The organism is Amycolatopsis sp. NPDC005961, assembly GCF_040629235.1.
Classification (GTDB): Bacteria; Actinomycetota; Actinomycetes; order Mycobacteriales; family Pseudonocardiaceae; genus Amycolatopsis; species Amycolatopsis camponoti.
The window spans coordinates 81,759-103,162 of the sequence record NZ_JBEXVF010000029.1 but is presented as its reverse complement, the minus strand read 5'-3'; the positions used below and the strand labels follow the sequence as shown (position 1 = coordinate 103,162).

The following is a 21,404-nucleotide window of genomic DNA, read 5'->3' as shown; positions in this document are numbered from 1 at the left end:
CCCCGCCGCCGAACGTCAGCACGATGTTGCGCTTCGCGGCGACGTCCAGCCATTCGGCCAGCTCGGCGTGGTCGAGCACCGCGCGGACCAGTGCGGGGTTGCCGCCGGTGGCGGCGTGCAGCTCGGTGACGAAGTCTTCGCCACCGGGCCCGGCCCCGTGGGCGCGGACGACCTCGGCGACCCCGGACCGGCTCAGCGGGCGCAGCCGGACGACGTGGGTGGCGTGCCAGTTGAGCCCGGACAGCTGCCACGGTTCGGCGGTCTCCTGGTCGAAGAACGGCAGGACGACGCCCGCCCCCGTGATGACGACCAGCAGCGGCACCTGCCACAGCCGCCGGAGCAGCGCGCCGAGCCAGGCTTTGGAGCTGTCGTCCATCAGGTGGGCGTCATCGAGCAGGAGCAGCACGGGCCGGCGGCGGGCGGCCTCGACGAAGGGGTGCCACAGCTCGGGAGAGCCGGGATCACCGGGAGCCCCGGCGGCGAGCAGCTTACCGAGGGCACGCCCGAGCACCCGATCGGGCAACGCGGAGGCCAGCTGCGAGACGACGCCGAACCGCAGCGCGGACTCGGTCAGCGAGCCACGAGCGCTGAGTACCTGGATCGGCCGGCCGGCTCCTCGTGTGGCGAGCAGCGAAAGCAGGCTGGTGCGGCCGGTGCCGGGAAGGCCGGTGACGACGGCGATCCCGGAGTGGCCTTGTTCGAGGTCGGTGAGCAGGCCGGTGAGCAGCGCGGTTTCGCTGACCCGCTCGGCGAGCAGTGCGGTCCCGGAGGTCCCGGCGAGCACGGTCATCCCGCGGCCTGCCGTGTTCGAGTCCACTTCGGACAGAGGTTCTCCCGGCGACCGGCGGCGCGGATCGCGGCCGCAGCACCCCCGCCGCCCGCCGACGCGGCTTCCGCTGTCGCTACCGCGAAACCTCTTACGCCGTCCCTCATCGGGCGTCCCGCCGGTTCAGCTCCGCGGCCAAATCGGCGCGGCCGCCCACGTTCAGCTTCTTGTACACGCTCGTCAAGTGCATCTCCACCGTGCGCACCGTGACGAACAGCGCCTCCGCTATCGCGCGGTTGCCGTCACCGCCGGCGGCCAGTTCGGCCACTCGGCGCTCGCTGCCGGTCAGCGTGTCCAGGGCCGATCCTCCCTGGGGGCCCGGGCGGCCGCCCGCCGCGAGGAGGGCCGTGCGGGCCGCGTCGAGCAGGTGCCGGTCGCCCGTGCGGGTGCAGCCGTCGGCCGCGCGGCGCAGGTGCTCCCGCGCGCCCCGGCGGTCGTCGCGGGCCAGCAAGGCCCGGCCCAGCGAGTACTCCGCGCGCTGGTGCTCGCGCAGGCCCGGGCCGCCCTCGAAGATTCGCGCCGCCTCGGTGAGCAGCTCGACTCCCCGGTCGCCGTCCGTCGTCACGCCGGCCGCCAGCAAGCCCATGCCCACCGCCCGAGGCGTTCCCCACCGCGCGGCCAGCGACTGGCCGTGCTCGGCCAGTTCCCGGCCCTCCGCGAGGCGACCCAGGTCGGCCAGCAGGCACGCGCCTTCCAGCCACCACGGCGCGAAGACCGGGTTCGCCATCCCCGCGCCGGCCAGGCTCTCGCCGCACGTACGCAAGTGCCGCAGCGCACCGTCCGTATCACCGAGGGCCGCGCGCGCCTGGGCCCGCGCCATCAGGTACCAGTGGTACTCCAGTGCGAACCGGTCGAGGCGGGGCCGGGTGATGCCGTCGAGCAGTTCCTCGGCGCGGGCCGCGTCGCCGCGCGGGACCAGCACCGTCGCCAGCGCGATCCGCGGCATCGTGGTCGTCTCGCCCCAGGACTCCTGGTGGGCCAGGTCGAAGCTGACCTGCGCGTCCGCCCCGGCCTCGGTCAGGTCGCCCGCCCAGTGCCAGAACATCGCGCGCGTGCACTGCGCGAGGCAGTACGTCCACGCGTCCCCGGCGCCGCTCGCGTGCTCGATCAGCCGGCCCAGCGCGTCCTGCGCGGGTTTCAGCTCGTCGGCGAGTTGAAGCGCCAGCCCCGCACCCAGCGCCGCCCAGCCACCCAGCCCGGCCGGGTCGACGCGCAGCGCCCGGGTCGCCTCCGCGGCCGCCGTCGCCGCCGAATCGCCTTCCAGCGCCCGCGCCGCCGCCCGCATCCCGAGCAGCTGGCACTCGGCCGGATCGTCGCCGGCCGGCGTGGGCTGCTCGCGGACGCGGGCGAGCGCGGCGGGCACCGTGCCCTTCTCGTCGAGCCCGGTGATCAGCGCCATCGACTCGACGAGCGTGCGCAGTCCCGCGTCGGCCACGGACCGCGGTTCGCCGAGCCGGGCGTCCAGCTCGCCGGCGACGTCGCGCAGCACGGTCACCGCCTCCGGCGCGCGCTGGACGGCCAGGGCGACCATGCCGAGCCGGACGGCGATCCGCGCCCGCTCCCGCACGTCCGTGGCCAGCACCCGCGCCCGCTCCAGCAGCTCGAACGCCGCGAACGGTTCCGCCGGCGCCAGCGCGGCCGCCAGCTCCAGCAGCAGGCCGACGTCGTGCGGGTGGAAGGCCAGTGCCCGCTTCAGGTACCGCGCGGCGGTGCCGGGCGCGCCGCGGCCGGTGGCGCTCTTCGCCGCCTCCCGCATGATGCCGGCCATCCACTCCTCGTCGAGCTCCGGCAGCAGGAGCAGGTGCCCCGCCACCTCCTCGGCCGGCCGGCCCGCGTCGCTGAGCAGCCGGGCGGCCCGCCGGCGCCACCGCGCGGGCTCGCCGGCGCCCCCGGCGTCGAGGATCGCGGCCCGGACCAGTTCGTGCACGAACTCCCGGGTGCCGTCGAGCAGGATTTCGTGCGCCTGCAACGTCTCCAGGGCCGCCGACACGACGGCGCCGGGTACTTCCGCGAGCTTCGCGAGCAGGTCCGGTTCGTCGTTCCCGAGCACCGCGACGGCCATGGCGACGGCGCGGGTGGGCGCCGAGAGCCGGTCGAGGGTCGAGGTCGCCAGGACGGCGCGGCCCGAACCGGCGACCGAAGACAGTGACACCGGCTCGTCGCCTGCCTGTGCGCGGGAGAGCTCGCCGAGCATCCGCCGCAGCAGCAACGGATTCCCGCCGGTCTCGGCGAGGCACGTGCGGGCGAACAGGCCGTCCGGCGTGGCCAGGGGTTCCGGGATCAGCTCGGCCACCGCGTCGAGCGGCAGCGGGCCGAGGTCGAGCGTCCGCGTGTCGTGCGCCCCCGCGATCTCGGCGAGGGTGCCGTCGGCCGCCGTCCCGCTCCGCTGCGCCAGCACCACGAGCAGCGGGAGGTCCCCGGCCCGGCGCACCAGGTACTCCAGCCAGCGCAGTGAACTTTCGTCGCACCACTGGACGTCGTCGACGACCAGGACGAGTGGTCCCGGGGTCGCGAGCGACGCGGCCAGCCAGTACAGCCCGTGCTGCACGGCGAAGGAGCTCACGGCGGGCGCCGGCGCCGCCGCGTCCGTGCTCAGCGCGTGCCGGGCGAACCGGGCGCTGCCCCGCAGCAAGGACTCCTCCGGCGCCAAGGGCGCGAACAGGTCCCGCACGACACCATAGGCGGTGTTCGCGTCCTTCCGCGCCGCCGCGGCGGTCAGGATCCGGCCCGGCTCCGGCAGGTCCGCCGCCGCGTCGCGCAGCGCCGCGGCGAGGAGGCTGGTCTTGCCGATCCCCGCCGGGCCGCGCACGAGCAGCGCGTGGCCGTCACCGTCCTCGGCCCGCCGCCTGCTCGCGGTGAAACGGGCGAGCTCTCGCCGACGCCCCACCAGCCTGGCCGGCGGTGGGGGGAACGGGGTCCGGGAAGACAAGGGCCACCTACCGTTTCCGCTCGGCGAGCCCACCCGGACGACGGAGATCGCTCCGCTGGGTGGGTCCGCTGCGACAGTCCGTGATCGAGGTCCAAGAAATCACACGGCCGTCATGCGGACAAGGGGCTGCACGGGCGATTCAGGGGAAGCCGGGTAATCACGGGCAAGAAGCATGTCCCGGACGGGCAGGAAATGTATTTGAAATTCTTTCGCCTTTCACTTTCCGGTCACCCGACCGGTAAACCAGCCCCACCCGCACGTATACCGCTGAACGGTGCACCGGCTTTTGTCCGGTTATCAACTTTCGGCTCACCGTATCAACTTTCGGCTATCCGCAGCCGCCCGCGTGTCCACCATCCGAGACGGCCCGGGCCAGTTCGGCGAATTCCCGCCGCTCATCCGAGCCCGATTCCGCGGTTGTGGTGGCGGGTGTGGTGGCGGTGCGGGCCCGCCACGCGTCGAGGAACCGCCCGAGCCGGTCGGTGCCCCAGAACTTCTCGCGGCCCAGGACGAACATCGGCACGCCGAAGACGCCGTCGTCGGCCACCCGGGCGAGGACGTCGATCCCCCGCTCCCGCAACCGCTCGTCGCCGGCCGCCCCGGCGCAGCGGGCCGGGTCGAGCCCGAGCCCCGCGGCGATCGCGCCGATCACCGCCGGGTCGGAGATGTCTTCCCCGCGTTCCCAGCGCGCCGCGCAGACGCGGTCGAGGAACGGACGCCCCATGCCCTCGTCGGTCGCCGCGAGGTAGGCCAGGTGCGCGACCTCCCACACCGGTGCCCGGTCGACCGGCCAGATCATCGGCAGGCCCCGTTCCTTCGCGAGCCGCCGGGTGTCCTGCAGGATGTAGAAGTTCTTGGCCCGGGACATCGGCACCACCGGCAGCTCGATCCCGCGCTCGGCGAGCATCCGCTCCGAGAGCGGATCCGGTTCCCAGACCGGGATCCACTCCGCGGCGTGCAGCACCGCCGGCTCGGTTTCCAGCAGTTCCCGGTAACAGAACCACGAATACGGGCTCCGCAGGGAGAAATACCACCGCGGTTGCGCGTTCCTGCGCGCCATGAACGGACTCCTTCGCACTCAGACGGTGATTCCGCCGTCGATCTGGAAAACGGAACCGGTGACGTAGGCCGCACGCGGCGAAGCGAGGAAGGAAACCAGGTCGGCCACCTCGTCCGCCGTTCCGAACCGCCGCAGCGGAATGGCCTTCAGCATCTTCTCGCGGGCGGACTCCGTCATCACCCGCGTCATCTCGGTGTCGATGATCCCCGGCGCCACGGCGTTGGCCCGGATGCCGTACCGGCCGACCTCCTTGGCCAGCGCCTTGGTGAACCCGATGATCCCGGCCTTGCTCGCCGAATAGTTCGTCTGCGTCGCGTTCCCGTACACCCCGGAAACCGACGACAGGTTCACGACGCAGCCCGCGCGCCGTTTCATCATCGCGAAGACCGCCGGGCGGCAGACGTGGTAAACGCCGTCGAGATTCGTGTGGACGACGTCGTTCCACTGGTCGTCGGTCATCAGGGCGAGGGGCTGGTCGCGGGTGATCCCGGCCGAGGTGACCACCACCCCGACCGGGCCCAGCTCGCCCTCGACGCGGTCCACCCAGTCCCGCACCTCGGCCGGCCTGCCGACGTCGACGCGCACCCCCAGGGCGCGTACGCCGGACTCGCCGGCCAGCTTCTCCACCTCGGTCGCCGCCCGTTCGTCGGAGCGGTAGCAGAACCCGACGTCCCAGCCGTCCTCGGCCAGCCGCCGGACCACGGCCGCGCCGATCCCGCGCGACCCGCCGCTGACCAGGGCCACCCGCGGGGCGGCGTCCGTTTCCTCGCTCATCCCTCTCCCGTCCCGTTGTCCTCGATCGTGTCCAGGTCCGCCTCGGGCCGGAACGCCAGCGTCATGCGCTCCACGCTGAGCACCGGGCGCCCGCCCGCCGTGCTTTCGCCGGCGACGATCGCGCTGTCGTCGAACACGCGGACCACGTGCAGCCGGTGCTCCACCAGGTCGCCGGGGAACACCTTGCCGTGGAACCGGACGCCGGCGACCGCGCCGATCAGCGTCACCCGCCCGGCGCCGGAAGCGCCGCCGGTGACGCCGAGCACCCCGGCCGACTGCGCGAAGGACTCGACGAGCAGCACGTCCGGGTAGGCGAGCTGGTCCTCGGTGACGTCCTCGCCGAGGGTCGCGTACCACGGCTCGTTCGCGGTCACGGCCTTGACCGTGACCACCCGCTCCCCCGGTTCCAGCTCGACGACCCGGTCCACCAGCAGGATCGGGTACCGGTGCGGCAGCAGCTCCCGCACGCCCGCGCCGCCGATCACGCCGCGTCCTCCGCGTAGTGCAGCCGGACGGTCGCCGCCCGGCCCCGCGCGGTGCCGATCTTCGCCGAGACGCGCCAGCCGCCGTCCTCCCGCTTCCAGTCCAGCGCCAGCTCGAGCACGTCACCCGGGACGACGGCGGAGACGAACCGGGCGGACCCCAGTTCCGCCAGCCGCAGGTCCCCGGTGCCCGGCGGCCGGGCGGCGACCGCGCCTTGGTGCACGCACTCGACCAGGCAGACGCCGGGGAACAGCGGGAGTCCCGGGTAGTGGCCCGCGAAGACCGGTTCGATCTCGCGGACCCCGAACCGGGCCTTCGAGCGCCAGCCGCCGTCCGCGTGCGCGCCGCTCTCCAGCACCTCCACCGTCCCCCGGACCGGGCTCGCCGAGCCGGTCAACGCTCGTCCCCCGCCAGCCGGAAGACACCGCAGGCGACGGAACCGTCGGCGTCGGCCGAGGTCACCACCGCGACCCGCGCGCCCGTCTCGGCCTCGCCGAGCGCGGCCGCCACCCCGAAGCACGCCGAGGCGGCACCGGTGTCCCCGATCAGCGCGCCGACGTCGAGCCGCCGGCCCGCGCCGAACACCGCGTCCAGGACTTCGCTCTCCTGCGCGCCGGTCCGGCCGCCCGCCCCGGAGGGCACGACCACGTCCACCGCCGCCGGGGCGACGCCGGCTTCGTCCAAGGCCGCGAGCACGCAGTCGCGCAAGGCCGGGCGCAAGTCGTCGGCCGCGAAGACCCGGGAGGTGATCGCGAGGACCCGCGGCCGGTCCGCGGCCGCGGACCCGGCCCGCTCCAGCAGCACCATGCAGGCACCCTCGCCGAGCGGCCGGGGCGCCGGTTCGCCGTCGCGGCTGTGGAAGTCGAGCCACGACCGGTCGCCGGAGCACTCCTCGGCCCCACCGACCAGCACCGTGTCCGCTCGCCCGCGGGCGATCAGCCGGGTCGCGTAGCGGAACGCGGACAGGCCCGAAACGCGGCCGCTGGCCAGGGTGACGTTCGGCCCGTTGAGGCCGTACCAGATCGCGCAGCGGCCCGCGGCGCAGTTCATCACCGTGTTGGGCATGCGGGCCGGGTCGACGTGGTAGGGCTTGTCCCCGAGCAGCGACGACCTCGTGAAGTCCATCATGCTCTGCGTGCTCCCGCTCGTGGCAAGCACTAGCCCGGTGCCGCCGGGCGCGGCCCCGGCGTCGAAGACCTGCCCCACCGCGGTGACCGCCAGTGCCGTCACCCGGTCCATCGCGCGGGTTCCCTTGCGGCCCAGCACTTCCCGGACGTCGAAGTCCGGGACGGCGTGGCCGCGTTCGCCGGGCACGCCGCCCTCGGCCGGCTCGGTGTGCCGGGCGGGCTCGCCGGTGCGCAGCCCGTCCAGGAAATGCTTGCGGTCGATCCCGAAGGGCGACACCGCGGACCACGCGGTGATCACCGCGCCGGTCGCCGTTGCGCTCATCTGCTCACTCCCTCACTAGGCTGCGCGGCCGGACCCGGCCAGTGCCGGGTAGCGGCCGAGGACGACGCTCGCGTTGTTGCCGCCGAACGCCATCCCGTTGTTCTGGACGACGTCGATCTCGGCGTCGACGGCGTGGTTGGGCACGCAGTCGACCGCGCACTCCGGGTCGGTCTCGACGTGGTTGATGGTCGGGAACACGAAGCCTTCGCGGATCGCCAGCGCACCCGCGATCGCGGCGAGCGCGCTGGCCGCCCCCATGGTGTGGCCGAGCATGGACTTCAGCGACACCGTGCGCGGGGGGTCGGCGCCGAAGACGTCGTGGATGGCGCCGCATTCGGTGACGTCGTTGGCCTTCGTGCCCGTGCCGTGCGCGGAGACGAGGTCGACCTGGGCCGGGTCGAGCCCGGCGTCCTCGAGGGCCAGCCGCATGCACTGCGCGACGCCGTCCTGGTTGGGCGCCACCTGGTGGTAGGCGTCGCAGTTCAGGCCGTACCCGAGCACCTCGGCGTGGATCCGGGCGCCGCGGGCGAGCGCGGAGTCCAGCGTCTCCAGCAGGAGCACGCCGGCCCCCTCGCCGGTGAGGATGCCCTTGCGGCCGATGTCGAACGGGCGGCAGTTGTCCGGCGCGATCGTGCCCAGCCGGTAGAACCCGGCGAAGGTCTTGCGGCAGATGGCGTCCGCGCCGCCGCACAGCGCGAACTCCGCTTCGCCCGCCTTGACCGCGTCGAAGCCGTAGCCGAGCGCGTAGTTGCCCGCCGAGCACGCCGTGGCGATGGTGGTCGCCTCGACGTCGCCCAGCTCCAGCTCCCGGGCGATCGCCGTGGAGAGCCGGCTCGGCGGCACCCTCCGGACCTGCTGCGGCGTCAGCGACTCCGGCCCGCCCGCGATCCCCGCCGCGGCGAGCTCGTCCAGCTCGTTCGACTCGCCGTCGGTGGTGCCGACCGCGACCATCCCGCGCCGGGACCGGAGGTCCTCGGGCGCCAGGCCGGCGTCGTCCAGGGCCATCCGGGCCGCCGCCACTGCGAACCGGGTGGCCCGGCCCAGCGACTCGACCGGCAGGTTCCGGATCCAGTCGCCGGGTTCGAACCCGCGCACCTCGCAGCCGCGGGAGTGCTCGAACCCGGTGGTGTCGAAGCCGGTGATGTCCCGGGCGCCGCTGCGCCCGGCCCGCAGGCCGGCCGCGAACTCGGTGGCGCCGAGGCCGATGCTCGACAGCGCGCCGAGCCCGGTGAGCACCACCCGGTGGCCGGTCACCAGCCCGCGCTCTCTGCGACCACTTCGTGCACGGCGGTCAGGTTCACCATCCGCGGCAGCTCGGCCTGCTCGATGGTCACCTTGAACTCCTTCTCCAGCAACGCGAGGATCTCGATCGCCAGCAGTGAGTCGGCGCCGTGGTCGTCGATGAAGAGGCTGGTCGGGGTCATCTCGTCCTCGTCGATCTCCAGGACGTCGCAGACGATCTCCTTGATCCGGGCGGTGCGCGTGGAGGTTTCGGTACTGGTCATCTTCGTTCTTCCTTCGTTCGCGGTGCGGGGGTCATTCGGCGTGCTTGGCGGCGAGGCTGCGCGGACGCAGGTCCCGCCAGTTCTCCTCGACGTAGGCGAGGCAGGCCGCGCGGGTCTCCGGGCCGTGCACGCGGTCCCACCCTTCGGGCAGGTCGGCGAAAACGGGCCAGAGGGCGTGCTGGCCTTCGGCGTTGACGACCACGTGGAAGGTGCCCGTCTCGTCGTCGAAGGGGTTGGTCACCGATCGCTCCTTTCGTTCGCGAGGTACTTTTCGATCGCCTCGCCGACCCGCCGCAGCGGCTCGGCTCCGGTCATGGCGTCGTGCCCGGCGTCGAGGCCGGTCACGGTGATGGCACCGTCCACATGGGACGTCCAGGCCGCGGCGGTGCGGTTGTCCGCCTCGGCCGCCGCGGCGAAGTGCAGCAGGGTGCCGCGGTAGGTGCGCGGCACGAACTCCGCCTGCAGCTTCAGGTTGTTGCGCCAGGCGGCGAAGCACCGCTTCAGCTGCTCCGCGGTCAGTTCGCCGAGCGGGTTGGCTTCCCGCGCGAACAGCTCACGCAGGCCGGCGAAGTCGGGGCCGCGCGCGGGTTCCTCGTCGCCGTCGTAGCCGAAGAACCGCAGCACGATCGCCGCCAGCTCCTCGTCGTCCGGCAGGGGATCGTCGCTGCCCGGCGCGCTGTCCAGGCTCACCAGCAGCGCGACCTCCTCGCCCGCGTCCTGCAGCAGGCAGGCGATCTCGTGCGCGACCACGCCGCCGAACGACCAGCCCAGCAGGTGGTAGGGACCGTGCGGCCGGACCCGCCGGATCTCCGCCAGGTAGTCGGCCGCCATCGCGCCGACGTCGGCGGGCAGGGCGGCGTCGTCCACGATCCCGCGGGCCTGCAGGCCGTGCAGCGGCCGGTCGGCCAGGTGCGCGGCGAGCCCGTGGTAGGACCAGCTGACGCAGCCGGCCGGGTGGACGCAGAACAGCGGCTCCCGGGTGCCTTCCCGGCGCAGCGGGAGCAGGACGTCGAAGGACGTCCCGCCGGCGCCGGCCTCGATCCGCCGGGCCAGGCGCGCGGGCGTCGGGTGGTCGAACAGGTCCCGGATGCCGAGGCCGCCGGTCACGCGCTCGCGCACCCGGCTCAGCAGCCGCGTCGCCAGCAGCGAATGGCCGCCCATGGCGAAGAAGTCGTCGTGCAGGCCGACCTCCGGTACGCCGAGGGCCTCGGCGAACGCCGTGCACAGCAGGTCTTCGGCCGGGGTCCGCAGCCGGTCGTGGCCCGCGGTGGCCGCGACCGACGGCGCGGGCAGCGCCGCGCGGTCGAGCTTCCCGTTGGCGGTCGACGGGAACCGCTCCAGGACGACGACCGCGGCGGGGACCATGTAGTCCGGCAGCGTCCGGCCCAGCCGGGCGCGCACGTCCGCCGGTTCGATGCCTTCGCCGACGACGTACGCGGCCAGCCGCCGGTCGCCCGGCACGTCCTCACGCACGAGCACCGTGGCCCGGCCGACCCCCGGCACGGCCAGGAGCGCGGTCTCGATCTCGCCGAGCTCGATGCGGAACCCGCGGAGCTTCACCTGATGGTCGGTCCGGCCGACGTAGTCGAGCTGCCCGTCGGTGCCCCAGCGCACGAGGTCGCCGGTGCGGTACATCCGCGTGCCCGGCGCGCCGAACGGGTCGGCGACGAACCGCTGCGCGGTGAGGCCAGGGCGGTTCAGGTAGCCCCGGGCGAGCCCGGCGCCGGCGATGTACAGCTCGCCGGGGACGCCGTCCGGCACCGGCCGCAGCCCGGCGTCGAGCACGTAGACCCGCGTGTTGGCCAGCGGCACGCCGATGGTCGGCGCGCCCGGGCGGCCGCGCGCGGCGGTCAGGTCCGCCGCGGTCGACCAGATCGTCGTCTCGGTGGGGCCGTAGACGTTGGTGACGCCCGCGGTGACCTCGTCCAGCCGGTCGGCCAGCGCCCGGCTGACCGCCTCGCCGCCGATCAGCGCCCGCAGCCCGCTCAGTGCGCCCGGCGCGGTCTCGGCCAGCTCCTGCCACAACGTCGGCGTCGCCTGCATGATCGTCGCTCCCGTGTGGACGATCAGCGCGCCGAGCGCCGCCGGGTCGCCGACGTCGTCGCGGGCCGCGACGACCAGCCGCGCCCCGGCGAGCAGCGGCACCAGGATCTCCAGGTTGGCGATGTCGAACCCGGGCGTGGTGACGGCCAGGAAGCGGTCCGCCGCGGTGATCCCGGTGCGGGTCACCATGTCGTCCAGCAGGTTCGCCAGCGCGCCGGCGGGGACGACGACGCCCTTGGGGCGGCCGGTGGACCCCGACGTGTACAGGATGTACGCGGCGTCGTCCGGCCGGGTGACGACGCCGTCCGGCGGAGTGGGGTAGGACTCCGCCGGAACGGCGTCGTCGAGCAGCACTCGCGGTGCGCTGCCCGTCTCGGTGCCCGGGGTGGTGACGACCACCGCCGGAGCCGCGTCTTCGAGCATGAAGGCGACCCGCTCGGCCGGGTAGCCGGGGTCGATCGGCAGGTACGCGGCCCCGGTCCGCAGCACCGCGAGCAGCGCGACGACCAGGTCCGCCGAGCGCGGCAGGACCAGCGCCACCACCGACTCCGGACCGGCACCGTGCGCGAGGAGCCGCCGAGCCAGCCCGTTCGCCCGGGCGTCCAGCTCGCCGTAGGTGAGTTCGGTGCCGCCGGCGACCAGCGCGACCGTGTCCCAGGCCCGCTGGGCGGTCTGGCGCAGCCGGTCGGACAGGGCCGTCCGGGACAGCTCGCGCGTGGTGTCGTTGCGGGCCACCAGGATCCGCTCGCGTTCCCCGGCGTCGAGCACGTCGATCGCGCCCAGCCGCTTTCCCGGGTCCGTCGCCATCGCCCGCAGCACGGTGCTCAGGCGCTGCGCCATCCGCGTCACGGTCGCGGCTTCGAACAGCTCGGTGCGGTATTCGACGAACCCGCCGAACCCGCCGTCGTGCTCGGTGAACTCGAACGACAGGTCGTAGCGCGCGGTTCCGGTGCCCTCCGGCAGCACCTCGGCGTCCACTTCGGACAGTTCGAGGCTCGCCCCGGCGTTGTTGTGCAGCACCAGCAGCACACCGAAGAGCGGCGTCCTGGCCTGCGAGCGGGCCGGGTTGAGCACGTCGACCAGCCGCTCGAACGGCAGGTCCTGGTGGGCGTAGGCGGCCAGGTCGGTCGCGCGGATCCGGGCGAGCAGCTCGGTGACGGTCGGGTCGCCGGCGAGGTCGGTGCGCAGCACGAGGGTGTTGAGGAAGACGCCGACCAAGTCGTCCAGCGCGTCGTCGGTGCGCCCGGCGACCGGGGTGCCCAGCGGGATGTCCTCGCCCGCGCCCAGTTTCGCGAGCAGCGTGGCGAGCCCGGCCTGCAGCACCATGAACACGCTGACCCCGGCGTCGGCGGCGAGCCGTTCGAGGCCGGCCCGCAGGTCGGGGTCCAGCTCGAAGTACACGCGGTCGCCGCGCCCGTCGGCCACGGCGGGCCGGGGGTGGTCGGTGGGCAGCTCCAGCTGGTCCGGGAGCCCGGCCAGTGCGGTGCGCCAGTGGTCCAGCTGCCGCGCGGCGAGGCTGTCCGGGTCGTCCTCGGCACCGAGGAGATCCCGTTGCCACAGGGCGAAGTCCGCGTACTGCACGGGCAGCGGCGCCCACTCCGGCACCCGCCCGGCCTGCCGTTCGGCGTAGGCGTGGGAGAGGTCGCGGGTCAGCGGCCCGAACGACCAGCCGTCGGCGGCGATGTGGTGCACGACGACGACCAGCACGTGCGCCCGCTCGCCGGTGCTGAGCAGGGTGGCCCGTACCGGCGGCTCCACGGCCAGGTCGAACCCGCCGCGGGTGGCGGCGCGCACGGCGTCGTCCAGCTCGCCCGCGGTGACCTCGGCGGCGGTGCACAACCCCGTCGCCTCGACGATCTCCTGGTGCGGCACGCCGTCGTGGTCGGGGAAGATCGTCCGCAGGCTCTCGTGCCGCGCGACGACGTCGTCGAAAGCGGCGGCGAGCGCCTCGGTGTCGACGCGTCCCGTGAGCTTCACCGCGACGGACAGCGTGTACGCCGCGCTCTGCTCCTCGAACCGGCTCAGGAACCACAGCCGCTGCTGCGCGAACGACAGCGGGAGCACGCCGGGGCGCGGCCGGGCCACCAGCGCGGCCCGGGTCCGTGCCCGGTCCAGCCGGCCGGCGAGCCCGGCGACCGTCGGGTGGTCGAAGAGGTCCTGGACGGACACCTCGGCGTCCAGCTCGGTCCGGATCCGGCTGGCCAGCCGCGTGGCCAGCAGCGAATGCCCGCCGTGGGCGAAGAAGTCGTCCGTCACGCCGACTTCCCGGCGCAAGACCTCGGCGAAGAGGGCCTGCAGCCGTCGTTCGCGCTCGGTTTCCGGGGCTCGGCCGGGTTCCGCCGCGCCGGTGCTCGGCGGCACCAGCGCCTTGCGGTCGACCTTGCCGTTCGGGGTCAGCGGCAGCGTCTCCAGCCGGACGTACGCCCCCGGCACCATGTAGCCGGGCACGGCGCGGGCGAGCCGTCCGCGCAACTCGTCTTCGGGGAGCGCGCTGTGGAGCACGACGTAGGCGGCCAGCTCGTCGCCGTGCGGCTGCACGACCGCGTCGCGAATCTCGGGCTGCGCCCGCAGCGCGGCCTCGATCTCGCCCAGCTCGATGCGGTTGCCGCGGATCTTGACCTGGTCGTCGCGGCGGTGCAGGAACTCCAGCCGGTCGTCGGCGCGCAGCACGACGAGGTCGCCGGTGCGGTACATCCGCTCCCCCGCACCCGGCCGGAACGGGTCCGGCACGAAGGTCGCGGCGGTGCGGCCGGGGTCGGCCAGGTAACCGCGGCCGACGCCGGTCCCGCCGACGTACAGCTCCCCCGGCACCCCGGCCGGGACGGGCCGCAGGTGGTCGTCGAGGACGTAGAGCGCGGTGTTGCGCAGCGGCGAGCCGATCGGCGTCCGCGTTCCCTCCGGTGCGGTCGTGAGCACCGCGTGCGTGACGTCGTCCGAGCACTCGGTGGGCCCGTAGGCGTTGACCAGCGGGACGTCCGGGAACCGGGCGAGCCAGCGCTCGCAGGATCGCGGCGGCAGCGCCTCCCCGGTCACGACGAGCAGGCGCAGGTCCGGCAGGGCCGGCGCGCCACCCTCGATCTCCCAGGCATCGAGGGTGGCGGCCAGCAGGGAGGGCACGATCTCCAGGACGGTGACGCCGTGCTCGGCCACCGTCGCGAACAGGGCACGGGAATCGCGTGCCGACTCACGTCCGGTCACCTGGACCCGCCCGCCCGCGACGAGCGGCGCGAGCATCTGCCACACCGAGATGTCGAAGGTGACCGGCGCGTTGTGCACCACCACGTCCCGCTCGCCGAGGTCGAGGTCCTCGACTTTCGCGAGCAGGTGGTTGGCCATGCCGCGGCGCGCCACCATGGCGCCCTTGGGCCGGCCGGTCGACCCGGACGTGTACAGCACGTACGCCAGGTCGAGTTCGTCGCCGGACAGCGACGGCGCGCCGTCGGCGGTCTCGCCGTCGAGCGTCAGGACCGGGACGTCCCCGGCCAGTTCGGCGGCGAGCACCCCGTGGGACGGATCCGCCAGCAGGACGACCGGCGCGCTTTCGGTCAGCAGGCCGGCGTTCCGGACGACCGGCGCGGCGGCGTCCAGCGGCAGGTAGGCGCAGCCGGCGCCGAGAACCCCGAGCACCGCCGCGACGTACCCGGCGCCCGGCTCGGCCAGCAGCGCGACCAGCGAACCGGTCGCGGCCCCGGCGTTCCGCAGCCGGGTGGTGACGGCGTTGGCCCGGCGGACGAGGTCCGCGTACGTCGTTTCGCCGTGCTCGTCGCCGACCGCGATCCGCTCCGGGAAGCGCCCGGCGAACTCGCGCACCCGGGCCACGACGTCGGTCATGCCGAGCGGGCGCTCGGTGTCGTTCCACTCGACGAGCAGCCGGTGTTCCTCGGCCGGGCTGAGCACCCCGACCTGGCTGAGCGGCAGCTCCGGCCCGGCGAGCGCGCGGTCGAGGAACCGCACGAGCCCGTCGGCCAGCCGTTCCACCGTCTCCCGGTCGAAGAGGTCGGTGCTGTACTTGATCAGCGAGACGACGCCGGCGCAGGCGTTGCCGTCGGTCCGCTCTTCGGCGAACTCGAAGTGCAGGTCGAGGTCCGCGGTGCCGGTCGGGACCAGCTCGCCGCCCAGCGTCAGGCCGGGCAGCTCGACGCGCGGGGTTTCGTTGCTGTGCAACGTGATCGCGACCTGGAACAGCGGGTGGCGGGCCCGCACGCGCGGCGGGTTGAGCACCTCGACGAGCCGTTCGAACGGCACGTCCTGGTGGCCGTACCCGGCGAGGTCGGTCTCCCGGACCCGGCCCAGCAGCTCCCGGAACGCCGGGTCGCCGGCCAGGTCGACGCGCAGCACGAGCGTGTTGACGAAGAACCCGGCGAGGTCGGCCAGCGCCGCGTCGGTCCGGCCCGCGACCAGCGTGCCGAGCGGGATGTCGTCGCCCGCGCCGTACTTGCCGAGCACCGCGGCCACGGCGGCCTGCAGCACCATGAACACCGTCGAGCCCGTCTCCGCGGCCAGCCGGTCGAGCCGGGCGTGCAGGTCCGCGTCGAGGGTGAAGGGGACGATGTCGCCGCGGTAGGTCGAGGTCGCCGGGCGCTGCCGGTCGACCGGCAGCGGCAGCTCGCCGGGCAGGCCGTCGAGCGCTTCGCTCCAGTACGCGAGCTGGCGCGCCTGCAGGCTTTCCGGGTCACCGGCGTCGCCCAGCAGGTCACGCTGCCACAGCGCGTAGTCCGCGTACTGCACCGGCAGCGCCGCCCAGTCCGGGGCCAGGCCGTCGAGCCGGCGGGCGTAGGCCCGCGCGAGGTCGCGCGCCAGCGGGGCGGCCGACCAGCCGTCGCCGGCGATGTGGTGCAGCACCAGCAGGAGCACGTGCTCGTCCGGGGCGACGGCGAACAGCGTCGGCCGCAGCGGCACGTCCCGCGTCACGTCGAACGCGGTGCGCGCGGCCTCGCGCAGCACCTCGTCCAGCCGGTCGGGACCGGTGGTGACGACCGGCAGGTCCGGCTCCGCTTCGGTCGCGGCCAGCACGAGCTGCACGCCTTCGCCGTCGACCTGCGGGTACACCGTGCGCAGCACCTCGTGCCGCTCGACGAGGTCCCGCAGCGCGGCCCGCATCGCGTCGACGTCGAGCTTCCCGCTCAGGCGCAGGGCGATCGGGATGTTGTAGGTGGCACCGGGCCCCTCGAACTGGTTGAGGAACCACAGCCGCTGCTGCGAGAACGACAGCGGCACGCGGCCGGGACGCGGGCCCGCGGTCAGCGCCGGGCGGGTGCTCGTGTCGCCGAGGCGGGCCGCGAGCTGAGCGGGGGTCTGGTTCTCGAAGACCTCGCGGATGGTCAGCCCGGCGTGCAGGACGGCCTCGATCCGGCCGACCAGCTTGGTGACGAGCAGTGAATGCCCGCCGCACTCGAAGAAGTTGTCGTCGATGCCGACGCTCTCGCGGCCGAGCACCTCGGCGAAGAGCCGGCACAGCGTCTCTTCGGCCGGGTTGCGCGGCTCCTGCGAACGCGGGCCGACGACCTCGGGCGCGCGCGTCTCCGACTGGGCCGGTTCGAGCACCTCAGGCTCGCCGTAGCGGCTCCACCGGCCGCGACGGCCGGTCGCGGCCATCCGCGTGCCGGGCTTGCCGAACGGGCTGGGCACCAGGGTCGTGGCGAGCGGGCCGGTGACGGTGGTCGTCAGCGGCCGGCTCGACGCGACGTACCACCACCCGGGCACACCGGGCGGGACGAGGCGCAGGTGGTCGTCCAGCAGGTAGACGCGCGGCCGGGCGGGAACGGCGACCGGCACTCCGGCCAGCAGCTCCGGCACCCCGGCCGCGCGCTTGCTCCAGTCCCCGAGCAGCGTCTCGCGCTCCCCCGCGGCCAGCAGGTCCACAGTGGACAGCGGCTGCCCGGGATCGGCGACGGCCGAAGCGAGCACGGCCAGGAAGCGCTCGCCGAGCAGGCGGACGGTGTCTTCGAAGAAGAGGTCGGTGCTGTACTCCAGGCCGAGGGTCATCCCGGCCGGGGTGCCGTCGGCGCCGAAGTCCTCGACGAAGTCGAACGACAGGTCGAACTTCGCGGTGCCGTTCGTGGCCAGCGCGAAGTCGCCGGCCAGCCCGTCCATCGCGACCTCGGGCCGCTCGTTGTTCTGGAAGGTCAGGATGACCTCGAACATCGTCTTCGCGCCGCCGGAGCGGGCCGGCCGGACGGTCTCCATCAGCCGCTCGAACGGGACGTCCTGGTGCGCGTAGGCGGCGAGGTCGGTCTCGCGCACCCGGGCCACCAGCGCGCGGAAGCTCGGGTCCCCGGACAGGTCGGTCCGCAGCAGCACGGTGTTGAGGAACAGCCCGACCAGCGGGTCGAGCACCGGCTCGGTGCGCCCGGCGACCGGACTGACGAGCGCGATGTCCGTGCTGCCGCCGATCCGGGACAGCAGCGTCGCGAGCGCGGCCTGCACGACCATGAACGGCGTGGCCCCGGCCGTCCTGGCCAGCTCGGCGACGCCCGCGTGCAGGCCGGCGTCGAGCGGGAAGTGGAGCGTGTCGCCCTTCGGGGTCCGGTTCTCCGGCCGCGGCCGGTCGAGCGGGAGGTTGAGGTCGGTGCTCAGCCCGACGAGCTCGGCCCGCCAGTACTCGATCTGCTCGTGGGCGAGGCTGCCCGGGTCGTCGTCGGCGCCGAGGAGCTCCTCCTGCCACAGGGTGTAGTCGGCGTACTGGACCTCCAGCGGGGTCCAGTCCGGGGCCTGCCCGCGCGTCCGGGCGTTGTAGGCGGCGCTCAGGTCGCGGGCCAGCGGCGCCGCCGACCAGCCGTCGGCGGCGATGTGGTGCACCACGACCAGCAGGACGTGCTCCCGTTCCTCCAGCTCGAACAGCGTCGGGCAGACCGGGATCTCGGTGGCCAGGTCGAAGACGTGCGCGCCGGCCTCGGCGAGGTCGTCGGGCAGGTCGTCCTCGGTGGTCTCGACGACGTCCAGCCGCGGCCGGGCGGCCTCGGGGGCGAGCACCACCTGACGCGGTTCGCCGCCGTCGTCGGGGAAGACCGTCCGCAGGGTTTCGTGGCGCGCGACGAGGTCCCCGATCGCCAGCTCGAGGGCGTCGCGGTCCAGCTCGCCGGACAGCCGCGTCACGGCGGGCACGTTGTAGGTGCCGCTCGGTCCTTCGAGCCGGTCGAGGAACCACAACCGTTGCTGGGCGGGCGAAAGCGGGACGCGCGCCGGCCGCTCCGCGCGCTCGAGCGGCGGCCGGGGCCGGAGCGGGCCGTCGAGCAGCGCCGCGAGGTCCGCGGCCTTCGGCGCGCCGAAGAGGTCCTTGAGGGAAAGCTCGATCCCGGTGGCGCGGCGCAGCTTCCCGATCAGCCGGGTGCCCAGCAGGGAGTGCCCGCCGAGGTCGAAGAAGCTGTCGTCGACGCCGACCCGCGCCACGTCGAGGACCTCGGCGAACGCCGCGGTCACCAGTTCCTCGTTCGCGGTCCGCGGGGCGCGGACGTCGGCGCCGGTGTCCACGCGGGGCTCGGGCAGCGCCTTGAGGTCGACCTTGCCGTTCGGGGTGAGCGGGAGCGCCGGCAGCGCTTCGAAGACCGACGGTACGAGGTGACCGGGCAGCCGCTCGGCCGTCGCGGCTCGCCACCGCTCGGGATCGCCGTCGCCGACGACGTAGCCGACCAGGCGCTTCTGGCCGGCCGGGTCGGTGTCCACGACAACCACGGCGTCGGTGACGCCGGGCAGCCCGCGCAGCGCGACCTCGACCTCGCCGATCTCGATGCGGTGCCCGCGGATCTTGACCTGGCGGTCGCGGCGGCGGAGGAATTCCAGCTGCCCGTCTTCCCGGTGGCGCACGACGTCACCGGTGCGGTACATCCGCGCGCCCGAGCCGGGCTGGAACGGGTCCGGCAGGAACGTCGTGGCGGTGCGGCCGGGGTCGGCCAGGTAGCCGCGGCCGACGCCGTGCCCGGCGACGTACAGCTCTCCCGGGACGCCGGGCGGGACCGGGCGCAGGCCGTCGCCGAGCACGTAGAGCCGGGTGTTGCGCACGGCGTGCCCGATCGGGACGAGGGGTCCGTCGAGCGGGCTGCCGGCGGTGAGCACCGCGTGCGTGACGTCGTCGGCGCACTCGGTCGGCCCGTAGGCGTTGACCATCGGGATCCCGGCGAACCGCGAGAACCAGCGGCGGCACAGGTCCGGGGGCAGCGGCTCGCCGGTCACGACCAGCTCGCGCAGCTCCGGCAGGGCCGGGACCGGGGCACCGTCGTCCCAGGAGTCGAGCGCGGCCCGCAGCAGCGAGGGCACGACCTCGAGGATCGTCACGCTCTCGCGTGCGGTGACGCCGAACAGCGCCGCCGGGTCGCCGGCGACCTCCCGGCCGACCACCCGCACACGCCCGCCGAGGACCAGGGCGCAGATCATCTGCCAGATCGAGATGTCGAACGACAGCGGCGCGTTCTGCACCACGACGTCGTCGCCGCGCAGGCCGAGGTCGTCGACCTTGGCCTGGAGGTGGTTGACCAGCCCGCCGTGGGTGACCATCGCGCCCTTGGGCGTGCCGGTGGAGCCGGAGGTGAACAGGACGTAGGCGAGGTCGTCGGCCTCGGTGGGCACCGCCGCGTCGAGCAGGCGACCGGCGACGGCGCCTCCGGGCACGACCGGGTCCACGCCGAGCGCGGCGGCGGCCTCCCGGTGCCCGGGCGCCGCGATCACCGCCGTGGCCCCGCTTTCGGCGATCAGCTGGGCCGTGCGCGCGGCCGGGGCGCGCGTGTCGAGGGGGACGTAGGCGCCGCCCGCCGCCCAGACGCCGAGCATCGCCGCGATGAACCCGGAGCCGGGCCCGTCGAGGATGCCGACGCGGTCGCCCTTCGCCAGCCCGCGGTCCCGCAGCTGCCGGGCGATGGCGGCCGCGCGGCCGCCCAGGTCGGCGTAGGTGGTCTCACCGGCGTCGTCGACCACCGCGACCGCGTCGGGCCGGGCGGCGGCGATCGCGTCGACCCGCTCGACGACGCCGGTGAATTCCGGTGCGCCGCTGGTGCCGGTCCACCGGGCCAGCAGCTCGCGCTCGGCCGGGTCGAGCACGTCGATCCCGCCGAGGGGCCGGTCGGCCGGCCAGCCGCCCAGGTCGCGGAGGTAGCCGAGGAACCGGTGGGCGAGCCGGTCGAGGTCGGCTTCGGTGTACAGCTTCGGGTTGCCGTCGAAGAGGACGCCGAGCTCGCCGTCTTCGGTGTCGTAGACGGTGATGGAGAGGTCGTCGTTCGGCGCGGTGGACAGGTTGTGCGTGCGGCCGGGGCACGGGCCGAACCGCAGCTGCTCCACGAAGGACGCGACGTTCAGCTCCGGCCCGAACGGCCGGGTGTCGGTCGGCGACAGGCCGATCAGCCCGCGCACCTCGCGGCCGCGGTGGCGCTGGTGCTTGAGCGTCCGGCGGACCTCCTTGCCGACGTGGCCGAGTAGCTCGCCGCGGGTCATCGCCGGGCGGATGGCCAGGGGCAGCGGCAGCACGTTGGCGCGCATGCCGGGGATCGCGCGGGTCGTGTCGGTGGTGCGGGCGGTCACCGGCAGCGAGAGGACGACCTCCGGGCCGCCGGTCAGCCGCTGCAGGTACGCGCCCATCGCGGCGATCACGAACGTCGGCCACGCCGCCCGGTCTTCCCACGCCAGTGCGCGCAGGGCCGCGGCGGCGGTCGCGTCCAGCGTCGCGCCGCGGCGGAGGAAGCCGTCCGCGGGGACCACCGGACGGCTCGCCACGGTGGTCAGCTCGGGGGTCTCCGGGAACCGGCCGGCCCAGAACTCACGGTCGCGCTCGGCCTGCTTCGAGTCCAGATAGGACTGTTCGTCGGCGAGCAGGACCGAAAGCGGCTCGAACGCGCCTTCGGCCGGGTCGCCGCCTTCCACGAGCGCGGTGTAGAGCACGGCGACGCGCCGGGCGAACACCGCTTCGCTGAACCCGTCCCACAGGACGTGGTGGGCCCGCGTGTAGAAGTAGTGCTTCTCCTCGCCCAGCCGGAGCAGGGCCATCGCGTACAACGCCGCGTCCGGGTCGGCCGGGTCCACCGGCCGGCGCACGTCGGCCCGCATCCACTCCAGCGCGTCCGGCTCGGCCGCGAAGTCCAGCACCGCCAACGGCGACCCGGTCAGCGGCTCGACGACCTGGCGCACGGTGTCGCCCTCGGCGTGGAACCGGACCCGCAGGCACTCCGCCTCGGTCACCGCGCGGCGCACCGCGTCGGTGAAGACGTCCTCGCGCAGCGGGCCGTCGATCTCGTAGTACTCGGCGATGTTCCAGATCGGGTTGCCCGGGTCGAGCTGCTGGGCGTACCAGACTTCGAGCTGCGCGGCCGACAGCGGCAGGGCGGCTCCGGATGCGTTCTGCGACATGCTGAC

General features: G+C 74.3%; 11 protein-coding genes. All 11 read right to left on the bottom strand.

What is annotated here, in order from left to right; translation table 11 throughout:
- A partial coding sequence (locus tag ABZ342_RS25350) for an ATP-binding protein (protein ID WP_360477525.1) occupies window positions 1–817 on the bottom strand: 817 nt, incomplete at its 3' end.
- A gap of 112 nt (window positions 818–929) precedes the next feature.
- A complete protein-coding gene (locus ABZ342_RS25345; protein WP_360477522.1) occupies window positions 930–3,713 on the bottom strand; it encodes an AAA family ATPase in 2,784 nt (927 codons plus the stop codon).
- Window positions 3,714–4,083: 370 nt separating this feature from the next.
- Window positions 4,084–4,815 carry a DsbA family protein gene (locus ABZ342_RS25340; RefSeq protein WP_155547009.1) on the bottom strand — a complete coding sequence of 244 codons (732 nt, stop codon included), beginning with the start codon at window positions 4,813–4,815 and terminating at the stop codon, window positions 4,084–4,086.
- A gap of 18 nt (window positions 4,816–4,833) precedes the next feature.
- Window positions 4,834–5,589 (bottom strand): 3-oxoacyl-[acyl-carrier-protein] reductase, encoded by a 756-nt coding sequence (gene fabG / locus ABZ342_RS25335; protein ID WP_155547008.1) that lies wholly within the window; start codon window positions 5,587–5,589, stop codon window positions 4,834–4,836.
- Window positions 5,586–6,074 carry a 3-hydroxyacyl-ACP dehydratase FabZ family protein gene (locus tag ABZ342_RS25330; protein ID WP_360477519.1) on the bottom strand — a complete coding sequence of 163 codons (489 nt, stop codon included), beginning with the start codon at window positions 6,072–6,074 and terminating at the stop codon, window positions 5,586–5,588. Before ABZ342_RS25330 ends, fabG begins: the two co-directional genes overlap by 4 nt.
- A complete protein-coding gene (locus ABZ342_RS25325) occupies window positions 6,071–6,469 on the bottom strand; it encodes a hypothetical protein (RefSeq protein WP_360477516.1) in 399 nt (132 codons plus the stop codon). Before ABZ342_RS25325 ends, ABZ342_RS25330 begins: the two co-directional genes overlap by 4 nt.
- Window positions 6,466–7,521: a beta-ketoacyl synthase N-terminal-like domain-containing protein gene (locus ABZ342_RS25320; RefSeq protein WP_360477513.1), complete on the bottom strand. Its 1,056-nt coding sequence runs from the start codon at window positions 7,519–7,521 to the stop codon at window positions 6,466–6,468. The genes ABZ342_RS25325 and ABZ342_RS25320 overlap by 4 nt, the downstream gene beginning before the upstream one ends.
- Before the next feature lie 15 nt (window positions 7,522–7,536).
- Entirely contained in the window at window positions 7,537–8,775 is a 1,239-nt protein-coding gene (locus tag ABZ342_RS25315) for a beta-ketoacyl-[acyl-carrier-protein] synthase family protein (RefSeq protein ID WP_360477510.1), read from the bottom strand.
- The gene (locus tag ABZ342_RS25310; protein ID WP_155547004.1) at window positions 8,772–9,026 is read right to left on the bottom strand and encodes a phosphopantetheine-binding protein; all 255 of its coding nucleotides are present in this window, start codon (window positions 9,024–9,026) and stop codon (window positions 8,772–8,774) included. The genes ABZ342_RS25315 and ABZ342_RS25310 overlap by 4 nt, the downstream gene beginning before the upstream one ends.
- Before the next feature lie 31 nt (window positions 9,027–9,057).
- Window positions 9,058–9,267, bottom strand: coding sequence for an MbtH family protein (locus ABZ342_RS25305; RefSeq protein ID WP_155547003.1), 210 nt, complete (start codon window positions 9,265–9,267; stop codon window positions 9,058–9,060).
- Window positions 9,264–21,398 (bottom strand): amino acid adenylation domain-containing protein, encoded by a 12,135-nt coding sequence (locus ABZ342_RS25300; protein ID WP_360477504.1) that lies wholly within the window; start codon window positions 21,396–21,398, stop codon window positions 9,264–9,266. Before ABZ342_RS25300 ends, ABZ342_RS25305 begins: the two co-directional genes overlap by 4 nt.
- Between the last annotated feature and the right edge of the window lie 6 nt (window positions 21,399–21,404).

Excerpts from the sequence above, each read along its gene's own strand:
- ABZ342_RS25320 (WP_360477513.1), bottom strand. The coding sequence starts at position 7,521 with ATGAGCGCAACGGCGACCGGCGCGGTGATCACCGCGTGGTCCGCGGTG.
- fabG (WP_155547008.1), bottom strand. The coding sequence starts at position 5,589 with ATGAGCGAGGAAACGGACGCCGCCCCGCGGGTGGCCCTGGTCAGCGGC.
- ABZ342_RS25300 (WP_360477504.1), bottom strand. The coding sequence starts at position 21,398 with ATGTCGCAGAACGCATCCGGAGCCGCCCTGCCGCTGTCGGCCGCGCAG.
- ABZ342_RS25310 (WP_155547004.1), bottom strand. The coding sequence starts at position 9,026 with ATGACCAGTACCGAAACCTCCACGCGCACCGCCCGGATCAAGGAGATC.
- ABZ342_RS25340 (WP_155547009.1), bottom strand. The coding sequence starts at position 4,815 with ATGGCGCGCAGGAACGCGCAACCGCGGTGGTATTTCTCCCTGCGGAGC.